The following is an 11,277-nucleotide window of genomic DNA, read 5'->3' on the forward strand; positions in this document are numbered from 1 at the left end:
CGGTAGGTACTGCTGTCTTGCGGTCGTGCGGCTCAGGGCCGCTGCCTCGGGCCCTGTTGCTCAGTTCCGCGCCGCGAGTTCCACGGCGATGTCGATCAGCTGGTCCTCCTGGCCGCCGACCAGGCGGCGCTCGCCCGCGCGCAGCAGGATCTCGGCGCCGGAGACGCCGTAGCGCTCGGCCTGGCGGTAGGCGTGCTTGAGGAAGCTGGAGTAGACGCCGGCGTGGCCCATGAGCAGGGCGAGCCGGTCGAGCCGGCATTCCTCGTCCATGACCGGTCGTACGACGTCCTCCGCCGCGTCGATGATCTTCAGGACGTCGATGCCGGTGCGGATGCCCATCTTGGCGCAGACGGCGACCAGCGCCTCCACGGCGGTGTTGCCTGCGCCCGCGCCGAGGCGGCGGGTGGAGCCGTCGATCTGCAGGGCGCCGGCCCGGATGGCGGCGATCGAGTTGCCCGTGCCCAGGGCGAGGTTCTCGTGGCCGTGGAAGCCGACCTGGGCGTCACCGCCGAGTTCGGCGGCCAGCGCCTCGACGCGGGCGGTGACGTCGTCCATGACCATGGCCCCGGCGGAGTCGACCACGTACACGCACTGGCAGCCCGCGTCGGCCATGACGCGGCCCTGCCGGGCCAGCGTCTCGGGGGTCGTGGAGTGGGCCATCATCAAGAAGCCCACCGTCTCCAGGCCCATCTCGCGCGCGAGCCCGAAGTGCTGGACGGCGATGTCGGCCTCGGTGCAGTGGGTCGCGATGCGGCAGACACTCGCGCCGTTGCCGTGGGCGGCGCGGATGTCGTCCTTCACCCCGAGTCCCGGCAGCATCAGGAAGGCGATCCTCGCCTGCCGCGCGGTGTCCACCGCGGCCTTGATCAGCTCCTGCTCGGGCGTCTTGGAGAAGCCGTACGTGAACGACGAGCCGCCCAGGCCGTCGCCGTGCGTCACCTCGATCACCGGGACCCCGGCGTCGTCGAGGGCGGCGACGACGGACCGTACGTCGTCGACGGTGAACTGGTGCCGTTGGGCGTGCGAGCCGTCGCGCAGCGAGGAGTCGGTGACGCGGATGTCGAGCGTGTCGGAGTAGGGCATCTCAGGACTCCCCGTGGGTCTTGCGGTCGAAGCGGCCGGTGGCGATCCGCCGGGCGAACTCCTCGCCCGCCTTGGTGGCGGCGGCGGTCATGATGTCGAGGTTTCCGGCGTACGGGGGCAGGTAGTCGCCCGCGCCCTCGACCTCCAGGAAGACCGCGACGCGCGCCATGCCGCCGCTCGTAGGGCGGGGGTCGTCGAACTGCGGCTCGCTGCGCAGCCGGTAGCCGGGCACGTACGCGGCGACCTGCTCGGCGATCTCCTTCACCGACTGGGTGATCGCGTCCCGGTCGGCGTCCTCGGGGATGGCGCAGAAGACGGTGTCGCGCATGATGACGGGCGGCTCGGCAGGGTTGAGGATGATGATCGCCTTGCCACGCCCCGCGCCGCCGATGGTCTCGATGCCGCGGGAGGTGGTGCGGGTGAACTCGTCGATGTTCGCGCGGGTGCCGGGACCGGCGGAGACCGAGGCGACGGACGCGACGATCTCCGCGTACGGCACGGGGACCACGCGGGAGACCGCGTACACCATGGGGATGGTGGCCTGGCCGCCGCAGGTGATCATGTTGACGTTGGATTCGTCGAGGTGGGCGCGGAGGTTGGCGGGCGGGACGACGGCGGGGCCGACCGCGGCCGGCGTCAGGTCGACCGCCTTGATGCCGAGTTCGGCGTAGCGGGGGGCGTTGGCCCGGTGAACGGAGGCGGACGTCGCCTCGAAGACGATGTCGGGGAGTTCGTCCTGCGCGAGCAGCCATTCCACGCCCTCGTGGCTGGCCGCGAGGCCCGCACGGCGGGCGCGGGCCAGGCCCTCGCTGTCCGGGTCCACGCCGATCATCCAGCGCGGTTCGAGGAGTTCGGAGCGCTGCAGCTTGTACAGCAGGTCGGTGCCGATGTTGCCGGACCCGACGATCGCTGCGGTCGCCTTGGTCCTGGTGGTGGGCGTCATGGTGTGTGCATCACCTCAGGTGAAGGAGAGGGAGACCGGGCCCAGCCCGGTGAAGTCGGCGGTGAAGGTCGTTCCGGCCGCGACGTCGACGGCCCGGGTGCAGGAGCCGGGCAGCACCACGTGGCCCTTCTTGAGGGGCACGCCGAAGCGGGCGACGGTGCGGGCGAGCCAGGCGACGGAGACGGCCGGATCACCGAGTACGGCGTCGCTGCGGCCCTCGGCCAGCAGTTCGCCCGCGCCGGTCAGGCGGGCGTCGATCGCCTTCAGGTCCAGCTCGCGCGGGTCGCGGCCCTCGCCGATGACGAATCCGGCGGAGGAGGCGTTGTCGGCGATGGTGTCGGCGATCGAGATGCGCCAGTCGCCGATCCGGCTGTCGATCAACTCCAGGGCCGGGACGACGCGTTCGGTGGCGGCCAGTACGTCCGCGGTGGTGCAGTCCTCGCCCGGCAGGTCGGCGCCGAGGACGAACCCGACCTCGACCTCGATGCGCGGGTGGCAGTAGCGGGCGACCGGCACGGGCCGGTCGGCGCACAGTTCCATGTCGTCGAGCAGGTGGCCGTAGTCCGGTTCGTCCACGCCCATCATCTGCTGCATGACCGGGGACGACAGGCCGACCTTGTGTCCGCGCACCCGCGCCCCGGCGTCGAGCCGGTGGCGGATGTTGACGAGCTGGATCTCGTACGCGTCCTCGGTGCCGATGCCGGGGAAGGTCTCGGTCAGCGGGGCGACGGGCGTGACGCTGTGCTCGGCTGAGCGCAGGATCCGCGCCGCCTGCTGCCTTACGGGGTCCGTGAGCATGAGGGTCCTCTGCGGGGGCTTCGGGCTGTTCCGGGAGGCTGGGGCCTGTCCGGCGGATCAGGCCCGGCAGGCGGGATCCGGCACGCCCGTCCGGGTCGGTCAGTCACCGTTTCCCACCTGCGACTTGATCCGCCGGACAGACCCTAGGCGAGAGCCGTTGCGCACCGGGAGCGCGAATTCCCGCTGACCGGGAAAGGGGCGGGGAGGGGGGCGGGGAGGGGGCGTACGCCCAGGCCGGCGCAGCCGGGACCGCCCGGCCGGGGGGGCGCTCACGTCTCCCGGGGGGACGGCGGCCGGGGCGGACGGGAGCCGTGCACGCCGACGGCCACGGGCTGCCGAACCGCCGAACCGTCTGCCGCCTGGCGACCGCCTGCCGCCTGCCCACCACCCAGCGGCCGACATGCCCGCCAGGCCACCCGGCCACCCGGCGATCGGCCCCCCGGCGATCGGCCGCCGCCCGCAGGCCCTACTGCTGCGCGCCGTACACCGGCTGCGGGTTCTCCGCCTCGGCGAGGAGTTTCAGGGCCGTCTCGCCCGCCTGCGCCGGACTCCAGCGGGCGCCCTTGTCGGTGGTGGGGCCGGGGCGCCAGCCCTCCATGACGGTGATGCGGCCGCCCTCGGCCTCGAAGACGCGGCCGGTCACGCCGGCGCAGAGGGCGGAGCCGAGCCAGACGACGAGCGGGGAGACGTTCTCCGGGGCCATGGCGTCGAAGCGGCTGTCGCCGGGGGCGGCCATGGTGTCGGCGAAGGTCTGCTCCGTCATCCGGGTCCGGGCGGCCGGGGCGACGGCGTTGACCTGGACGCCGTAGCGGCCCAGTTCGGCGGCGGCGACGAGGGTCAGTCCGACGATCCCGGCCTTGGCGGCGGCGTAGTTGCCCTGGCCGACGCTGCCCAGGAGCCCGGCCCCGGAGCTGGTGTTGACGACGCGGGCCTTGGGGGTGCGGCCGGCCTTGGCCTCGGCGCGCCAGTGTGCCGCGGCGTGCTTGAGCGGCAGGAAGTGGCCCTTGAGGTGGACGCGCATCACGGCGTCCCAGTCGTCCTCGTCGAGGTTGACGAGCATGCGGTCGCGCAGGAACCCGGCGTTGTTGACGAGGGTGTCGAGGCGGCCGAAGGCGTCCAGAGCGGTGGCGACGAGGGAGGCCGCGCCCTCGGAGGTGGCGATGTCGCCGCCGTGGGCGACGGCCTCGCCGCCGAGCGAGCGGATCTCGTCGGCGACCTGCCGGGCCGGTCCGGCGGTGCCGCCCGTGCCGTCGAGGCCGACGCCGAGGTCGTTGACGACGAGCTTGGCCCCCTCGGCGGCGAGGGCGAGGGCGTGGGCCCGGCCCAGGCCGCGGCCGGCTCCGGTGACGACGGCGACGCGTCCGGTGCACAGTCCGGTCGTGCCGGAGGTCGCGTTCGCGGGGGAGGTCCTGGTCATGCGGGTGTCCTGCCTTTCGAAGGTGGAGGTGCCGTTCGGTGACTCACTCGGCGGCGGCCTGCTGGTTGACGTCGGCCGCGTCGAGGAAGGCGGGGCGTTCCCCTCCGCCGTGCACGTGCAGGCTCGCCCCGCTGATGTAGGCGGCCCGGTCGCAGGCGAGGAAGACGCAGGCGTCGCCGATGTCGGCGGGCGCGGCGAGGCGGCCCAGGGGCACGGTGCGGCCTACGGCGGCGATGCCGTCCTCGTCGCCGTAGTGCAGGTGCGACAGCTCGGTGCGGACCATGCCGGGGACGACGGTGTTGACCCGGACCCGCGGCGCCCATTCCACGGCCATGGAGCGGGCGAGATGGTCCAGGCCGGCCTTGGCGGCGCCGTAGGCGGCGGTGCCCGGTGAGGGGCGGGTCCCGCTGACGCTGCCGATCATCAGGATGGTCCCGCCGCGGTCCTGGCCGCGCATCACCTCGTACGCGGCGAGCGAGGCCGTGAGGGGTGCGAGGAGGTTCAGTCCGACGACGCGGGCGTGCCGGGCGGCTCCGCCCTCGCCGAGCATGCGGAAGGGGGTGCCTCCGGCGTTGTTGACGAGGGTGTCGAGGCGGCCGTACTCGTGCCGTACCCGGTCGAAGAACGCGTCGGCCGCCCCGGCGTCGCGCAGGTCGACGGGGAGGAAGCGGGCGGTGCGGCCGGCCGCCCGCACGGGCCGGTCCGGGGGACGGCGCGCGCAGGTCACGACCTCCGCGCCGGCTTCCAGGAACGCGCGGGCGATACCGGCTCCGACACCCCGGGTTCCGCCGGTGACAACCGTCACACATCCGCTGAGATCGATGATCGCCGCCAAAGGACACCTCCCGCAGCGCGCACTCCGCTGCTACCTTCTCGCCTAACAAACGTTTGGTGGAAAGGTAGCTGATCTGCTCATGGGTGTCTCCACCTCCGTCCCCGAGGACGGCATCGCCGTCGTCAGCGTGGACTTCCCCCCGGTCAACGCCCTGCCTGTCGGCGGCTGGTACGAGCTGGCCGCGGCCGTGCGTGCCGCCGGCGCCGACCCGAAGGTGCGCTGCGTGGTGCTGGGCGCCGCGGGCCGCGGATTCAACGCGGGCGTCGACATCAAGGAGATGCAGCGCACGACCGGGCACGAGGCGCTCGTCGGCGCCAACCGCGGCTGCTACGAGGCGTTCGCCGCCGTGTACGACTGCGAGGTCCCGGTCGTCGCCGCCGTGCACGGATTCTGCCTGGGCGGGGGCATCGGCCTCGTCGGGAACGCCGACGCGATCGTCGCCTCCGACGACGCGACGTTCGGCCTGCCGGAGCTGGACCGGGGCGCACTCGGCGCCGCCACCCATCTGGGCCGTCTGGTGCCCCAGCACCTGATGCGGGCGCTGTACTACACCTCGCGCACCGTCACCGCCGAGGAGCTGCACCGGCACGGCTCGGTGTGGCGGGTGGTCCCCCGCGAGCAGCTCGCCGGGGCCGCGCTGGAGCTGGCGCGGGAGATCGCCGCCAAGGACGGGACGCTGATCCGCCTGGCCAAGGCGGCGATCAACGGCATCGACCCGGTCGACGTGCGCCGCAGCTACCGCTTCGAACAGGGCTTCACCTTCGAGGCCAACCTCAGCGGTGTCGCCGACCGCATCCGCGACACCTTCGGCAAGGACGAGGAGCAGCAGTCGTGAGCAGCGACAAGACGATGACCGCCGACGAGGTCGCCGGCCGCCTGAGCAGCGGCATGACGATCGGCATCGGCGGGTGGGGTTCGCGGCGCAAGCCGATGGCGCTGGTCCGGGCGCTGCTGCGCTCGGACGTCACCGACCTGACCGTGGTCTCGTACGGCGGCCCGGACGTGGGGCTGCTGGCCGCGGCGGGGAAGGTCCGCAAGCTGGTCGCGGCGTTCGCGACCCTCGACTCCGTCCCCCTGGAGCCGCACTTCCGCGCGGCCCGGGAGCACGGCGCGCTGGAACTGGTGGAGCTGGACGAGGCGATGGTCATGTGGGGCCTGACCGCCGCCGCGCAGCGGCTGCCGTTCCTGCCGGTCCGGGCCGGACTCGGCTCGGACGTGATGACGGTCAACCCCGGTCTGCGGACGGTGCGTTCGCCGTACGAGGACGGCGAGGAACTCGTCGCCGTGCCCGCCCTGCGGCTGGATGCCGCCCTGGTCCACCTCGACCGGGCGGACGTGCACGGCAACGCCCAGTACCTCGGCGCCGACCCTTACTTCGACGACCTGTTCTGCCAGGCCGCCGACACGGCGTACGTCTCCTGCGAGCGCATCGTGGACAGTGCCGGGCTGCTCAAGGACGCCGGCCCGCAGACCCTGCTCGTCAAGCGGGCGTTCGTGAACGGTGTCGTCGAGACCCCGAACGGAGCGCACTTCACCTCCTGCGCCCCCGGCTACGAGCGGGACGAGGCCTTCCAGCGCGCCTACGCAGGCGCCGCCGCCGACCCGGAGGCGTGGCGGGCCTTCACCGAACGGTTCCTGTCCGGCGACGAGGACGCCTACCAGAGCGCCGTGACGGCGTTCCACCAGGAGGAGGCGGCACGATGAGCGACACGATCACGACGGCGGCGACGGCGACGGCGACGGCGACGCGGGCCGAGTACTGCGTGGTGGCCTGCGCGGAGGCCTGGCGCGGCGCGGGCGAGGTGCTGGCCAGTCCGATGGGCACCGTCCCCACGATCGGCGCCCGCCTGGCCAGGCTCACCTTCTCGCCCGAGCTGCTGCTCACCGACGGCGAGGCCCTGCTGATCGGCGACGTCCCGGCGCTCGGCGCCGCGCCCGCCGTGGTGGAGGGCTGGCTCCCCTACCGCCAGCATCTCGCCCTGGTGGCGACGGGGCGGCGGCATGTGATGATGGGCGCCTCCCAGATCGACCGGTACGGCAACCAGAACATCTCCTGCATCGGCGACTGGGCCCGGCCGACACGCCAGCTGCTGGGCGTGCGCGGGGCGCCCGTCAACACCCTCAACAATCCGACCAGTTACTGGGTGCCCCGGCACTCGCCGCGGGTGTTCGTCGAGAAGGCCGACATGGTCTGCGGTGTCGGCCACGACCGCGCGGCCGCCGCAGGCCCGTCCGCCACCCGCTACCACCGCATCCCCGAAGTCGTCAGCGACCTCGGCGTCTTCGACTTCGAGACCCCCGACCGCACGATGCGGCTGCGCTCCCTGCACCCGGGAGTGACGGTCGAGCAGGTCGTCGAGGCCACCGGGTTCACCCTCACGATCCCGGACGAGGTCCCGTACACCCGCGAGCCCGCCGCCGAGGAGCTGCGGCTGATCCGTGAGGTCGTCGACCCGAGGGCGCTGCGCGACCGCGAGGTCCGCTCATGAGCGACGCCACGATCAGCACCGCGCTCACCGAACTGGTCGGCGTACGGCACCCCGTCGTGCAGACCGGCATGGGCTGGGTGGCCGGGCCCCGCCTGGTCTCGGCCGCCGCGAACGCCGGCGCGCTCGGGATCCTCGCCTCCGCCACGATGCCGGTGGACCGGCTCCGCTCGGCCGTGCGCGAGGTCAGGTCCCGTACCGAGGCGCCCTTCGGGGTCAATCTCCGGGCGGACGCCTCCGACGCGGCCGACCGCGTGCGGGTCATCGTCGAGGAGGGGGTGCGGGTCGCCTCGTTCGCGCTCGCGCCCTCGCGGGAGCTGATCGCCCGGCTCAAGGACGCCGGCGTGGTCGTCATCCCGTCGATCGGCGCCCGGCGGCACGCCGAGAAGGTGGCCGCGTGGGGCGCCGACGCCGTGGTGGTGCAGGGCGGCGAGGGCGGCGGCCACACCGGGGACACCGCCACCAGCGTCCTCCTTCCCCAGGTCGTGGACGCCGTGGACATCCCGGTCGTCGCGGCCGGCGGCTTCCACGACGGCCGGGGCCTCGCCGCAGCACTCGCCTACGGTGCCGCGGGCATCGCCATGGGCACCCGCTTCCTGCTCACCTCCGACAGCACCGTCCCCGACACGGTCAAGGCGAGGTACCTGGCCGCCACCGTCAAGGACGTCACCGTCACCACGAAGGTCGACGGGCTCCCCCACCGGATGCTGCGCACCGATCTGGTCGACACCCTCGAACGCTCGGGCCGCGCCACCGCCCTGCTGCGTGCCGTGCGCCATGCGGCGGCCTTCCGGCACGAGTCCGGCACGAGCTGGTCCCGGATGGTCCGCGACGGCATCGCCATGAAGCACGGCCGGGAGCTGACCTGGAGCCAGGTCCTCCTGGCCGCCAACACCCCCATGCTGCTCAAGGCCTCCATGGTCGAGGGCCGCACCGACCTCGGTGTGATGGCCGCCGGCCAGGTCGCGGGAGTCATCGACGACCTGCCGTCCTGCGCCGAACTCGTCGACCGGATCATCACGCAGGCCCGGGCGACACTACGGGCGCTGCCCCCGGCCGACTGACGCCCCCTCCCCCGCCTCCCCGGCCCGTCGCCTTCCCCACCCGTCCGAGGAACTTCCCCCTCTGCCCAGGGAGTTGATCCGATGCGCGCTGCCCGCCCGATCCGGTCCGCCCGAGTGCTGATCTCCGCCGTGGCCCTCGGCTGCCTGCCCACCCTCGCCCTGGCCCACACCATCCCCCGGCCCACCGCCACGGCCTCGTACAGCACCACCGCCTTTGTCCGCCACATCGTCCTCCAGGGCGCGGTCAACGTCCGCGACCTCGGCGGCTACCGCACCGAGCAGGGCCGCCACGTCCGCTACGGCCAGGTCTTCCGCGCCGACGGGCTCGGCAGGCTGACCGATACGGACGTGACGCGGCTGTCCCAGGAGGGACTGCGCACCGTCGTGGACTTCCGGGTCCCGCAGGAGGTGCGGGGCGACGGCGCCGACCGCCTTCCGGCCGGCCTGACCGTCACCTCCCGGCCCGTGCGGGACCTCGGTCTGTACACCACCACGATGGAGGTCATCGCATCGAAGGACCCGGTGGAGCAGCAGGAGGTGCTCGGCGACGGCAAGGCGGCGCAGCTGATGCGGTCGATCTACCGCGCCTTCGTCACCGACCCGGGCGACCGCCGCGCCTTCGCCGAGACGATCCGCGACATCGCGCACCACGGAAGGACACCGCTGCTGTACCACTGCACCTCGGGCAAGGACCGCACCGGCTGGCTGAGTTACGTCCTGCTGCGGGCCGTGGGTGTCCCCGCCGCCACCGCCGAGAGGGACTACCTGCTCTCCAACGACTTCCGCGCGGCGGCCGACCTCCGCGTCCGCGAGGGCCTGGAGCAGTCCGGGCTCATGCGGGACCCGGACCTGCTCGTGCCGCTGCAGGAAGTCCGACCCGACTACCTGGGCGCGGCCCTCGGCCAGGCCGAGCGGGACTACGGCGGCTTGTACGGCTACCTCACGCGGGGCCTCGGCCTGGACAGGGCCACCCTGGCCCGGCTACACGCCCGGCTGGTCAGGTGACGGAGGCCACCTTGGCCGTCCCGACCACCGGACCTGCGTGGACCGGTGGTCCGACGGCGAGGTGCCGGGCGGCGGGACCGTAGAGCCTGCGCTCGCCCGCCTCGTCCGCCGCGGCGACCGTCCGCTGCTGGGTCCGCCGCGCTGCCCGGCGTTCGCCCGCTTGATGTGCGGGCACGCGGGGTATCCCTTCTTCAGTATTTCGAATAGGCATATTACTGCTAGGTATAATTCGCACGGTCAAGGAGGACCCATGCCGACCCTGACTCCGCACAGCGACCCGTCCGCCGCCCCGTTCGACGATGCCCCCCTGCGCGAGGTGATGAGCACCTTCTGCACCGGTGTCGCGGTGGTCACCGCGCTCCAGCCGGACGGGCGGCCCGCCGGGATGGCCGTCCAGTCCTTCGCCTCCGTGTCGCTGGACCCGCCACTGGTGTGCTTCTGCCCGGCGCACACCTCGTCGACCTGGCCGAAGATCCGGGCGGCGGGCCGGTTCGCCGTCAGCGTCCTCGCGGCCGACCAGCAGGCGCTGTCCCGGCAGTTGGCGGTGACCGGCGGCGACAAGTTCGCGGGGGTGGCCTGGCACCCCGGCGCGAACGGCGCGCCCCTGCTCGACGGCGCGCTCGCGACGGTCGAGTGCGACCTGGCCGGCACGCTCCCCGGCGGCGACCACACGATCGTCCTGGGCCGGGTCACCGCCCTCGCCCGGCGGACCCCCGGCACCGGCCCCCTGCTCTACTACCGCAGGACCTACGGCTGCCTGCGGTGAAGTTCCTCGATGTCGGCCAGCATCGCGTCGGCCAGGTCGCGCTCGGCGGCGTAGTAGCGTTCGGCCCACTTCAGGGTGAGCGCGGGGTAGGCCCACGCCTCCTCGTCGCGGGCGCCCTCGACGTCGGCCTCGGCGTGCCGCCGCATCGACTCGGCGTAGGCCCGGTGCCGGCCCAGCACCTCGCGCATCTGCTCGGGCTCCAGCAGGTGCCCGAGCCAGACCCGCAGCATGACGCCGTGCTTGAGGACCGGCGGCTCCACCGGCGCCTCGCGGGCCCAGGTGCGGACCGCCTCCAGGCCGGCCTCGGTGATCCGGTAGACGCGTTTGCCGCGGTTGCCGGTCTCCTGGGCGACCATCCTGGAGGTGGCGTAACCGGCCTTCTCCAGCCGTTTGAGTTCGCCGTAGATCTGGCTGAACGACGGGCTCCAGTAGAAGAAGCGCAGCGACCAGTCCGCCCACTTCTTCAGGTCGTAACCGGACAACTCCTCACCGAAGGAGAGCAGTCCGAGGACCGCCCAGCTCGTCGCCGGCAGGGCCGGCCGTTCGTCACCGCTCGTCGCGCCACTCGTCCTGTGCTCAGCCACACCCGCAGTGTACGGAGCGGCTGCGGGGCGCACAGGCCGGACGGGGCGGCCCGGCCCTGACCCGGGGCGAACGCCGTGGAGGACGTGGTCTTCGGATCAACGGGATCAGGTGATGTGACGTCAGGTGAGGTGCCGTGTCGTGAGTGGGGTGTCGTGAGGTGTCGTGTCGTGAGTGGGGTGTCGTGAGGTGTCGTGTCGTGAGTGGGGTCAGTCGCGGGCGGCGATGCCCTCCAGCACCATCGAGAGGTACTGGCGGGCGATCTCCTCCGCACTGTGCTGTCCGCCCGGCCGGTACC

The 11,277-nt window shown here is 73.1% G+C and carries 13 protein-coding genes and 1 pseudogene; 6 read left to right on the plus strand and 8 right to left on the minus strand.

Annotated features, from left to right (window positions below; translation table 11 throughout):
- Positions 1 to 60 precede the first annotated feature (60 nt).
- The 5 genes from dmpG to ACFC02_RS27270 all read right to left on the minus strand — a co-directional run bounded on the left by dmpG (position 61) and on the right by ACFC02_RS27270 (position 5,076).
- On the minus strand, positions 61 to 1,083 hold the full coding sequence (gene dmpG / locus ACFC02_RS27250; RefSeq protein ID WP_376362465.1) for a 4-hydroxy-2-oxovalerate aldolase: 1,023 nt from the start codon (positions 1,081 to 1,083) through the stop codon (positions 61 to 63).
- A 1-nt stretch (position 1,084) separates the two neighbouring features.
- The gene (locus ACFC02_RS27255; protein ID WP_376362467.1) at positions 1,085 to 2,026 is read right to left on the minus strand and encodes an acetaldehyde dehydrogenase (acetylating); all 942 of its coding nucleotides are present in this window, start codon (positions 2,024 to 2,026) and stop codon (positions 1,085 to 1,087) included.
- A gap of 15 nt (positions 2,027 to 2,041) precedes the next feature.
- Complete coding sequence (locus tag ACFC02_RS27260; RefSeq protein ID WP_376362470.1) at positions 2,042 to 2,824, minus strand: 2-keto-4-pentenoate hydratase; 783 nt, start codon at positions 2,822 to 2,824, stop codon at positions 2,042 to 2,044.
- Positions 2,825 to 3,290: 466 nt separating this feature from the next.
- The gene (locus tag ACFC02_RS27265; protein WP_376362473.1) at positions 3,291 to 4,241 is read right to left on the minus strand and encodes an SDR family oxidoreductase; all 951 of its coding nucleotides are present in this window, start codon (positions 4,239 to 4,241) and stop codon (positions 3,291 to 3,293) included.
- A 43-nt stretch (positions 4,242 to 4,284) separates the two neighbouring features.
- Complete coding sequence (locus ACFC02_RS27270; protein WP_376362475.1) at positions 4,285 to 5,076, minus strand: SDR family oxidoreductase; 792 nt, start codon at positions 5,074 to 5,076, stop codon at positions 4,285 to 4,287.
- Between the two features lie 79 nt (positions 5,077 to 5,155).
- Between ACFC02_RS27270 and ACFC02_RS27275 the strand changes: the two genes are divergently transcribed.
- The 5 genes from ACFC02_RS27275 (at position 5,156) to ACFC02_RS27295 (ending at position 9,631) form a co-directional block, all read left to right on the plus strand.
- Positions 5,156 to 5,911, plus strand: a complete 756-nt coding sequence (locus tag ACFC02_RS27275; RefSeq protein WP_376362478.1) for an enoyl-CoA hydratase family protein — start codon at positions 5,156 to 5,158, stop codon at positions 5,909 to 5,911.
- Positions 5,912 to 5,925: 14 nt separating this feature from the next.
- A complete protein-coding gene (locus tag ACFC02_RS27280; protein WP_376362504.1) occupies positions 5,926 to 6,780 on the plus strand; it encodes a CoA transferase subunit A in 855 nt (284 codons plus the stop codon).
- Entirely contained in the window at positions 6,777 to 7,565 is a 789-nt protein-coding gene (locus ACFC02_RS27285; RefSeq protein ID WP_376362480.1) for a CoA-transferase subunit beta, read from the plus strand. Before ACFC02_RS27280 ends, ACFC02_RS27285 begins: the two co-directional genes overlap by 4 nt.
- Positions 7,562 to 8,626 (plus strand): NAD(P)H-dependent flavin oxidoreductase, encoded by a 1,065-nt coding sequence (locus ACFC02_RS27290; RefSeq protein ID WP_376362483.1) that lies wholly within the window; start codon positions 7,562 to 7,564, stop codon positions 8,624 to 8,626. Before ACFC02_RS27285 ends, ACFC02_RS27290 begins: the two co-directional genes overlap by 4 nt.
- Before the next feature lie 81 nt (positions 8,627 to 8,707).
- Positions 8,708 to 9,631: a tyrosine-protein phosphatase gene (locus ACFC02_RS27295; RefSeq protein WP_376362486.1), complete on the plus strand. Its 924-nt coding sequence runs from the start codon at positions 8,708 to 8,710 to the stop codon at positions 9,629 to 9,631.
- Here the strand turns inward: ACFC02_RS27295 and ACFC02_RS27300 are convergent.
- Entirely contained in the window at positions 9,624 to 9,806 is a 183-nt protein-coding gene (locus tag ACFC02_RS27300; RefSeq protein ID WP_376362489.1) for a hypothetical protein, read from the minus strand. The genes ACFC02_RS27295 and ACFC02_RS27300 overlap by 8 nt on opposite strands.
- 75 nt (positions 9,807 to 9,881) lie before the next feature.
- On the opposite strand from ACFC02_RS27300, the gene ACFC02_RS27305 reads away from it, so the two are divergent.
- Positions 9,882 to 10,397 (plus strand): flavin reductase family protein, encoded by a 516-nt coding sequence (locus ACFC02_RS27305; protein ID WP_376362492.1) that lies wholly within the window; start codon positions 9,882 to 9,884, stop codon positions 10,395 to 10,397.
- Here ACFC02_RS27305 and ACFC02_RS27310 read toward each other — a convergent pair.
- Positions 10,379 to 10,981: a PadR family transcriptional regulator gene (locus ACFC02_RS27310; protein WP_376362495.1), complete on the minus strand. Its 603-nt coding sequence runs from the start codon at positions 10,979 to 10,981 to the stop codon at positions 10,379 to 10,381. The genes ACFC02_RS27305 and ACFC02_RS27310 overlap by 19 nt on opposite strands.
- Before the next feature lie 207 nt (positions 10,982 to 11,188).
- Positions 11,189 to 11,277: pseudogene (locus tag ACFC02_RS27315) on the minus strand (TetR family transcriptional regulator); the annotation flags it as partial.

The organism is Streptomyces sp. NPDC056160 (assembly GCF_042268205.1).
Taxonomy (GTDB): Bacteria; Actinomycetota; Actinomycetes; order Streptomycetales; family Streptomycetaceae; genus Streptomyces.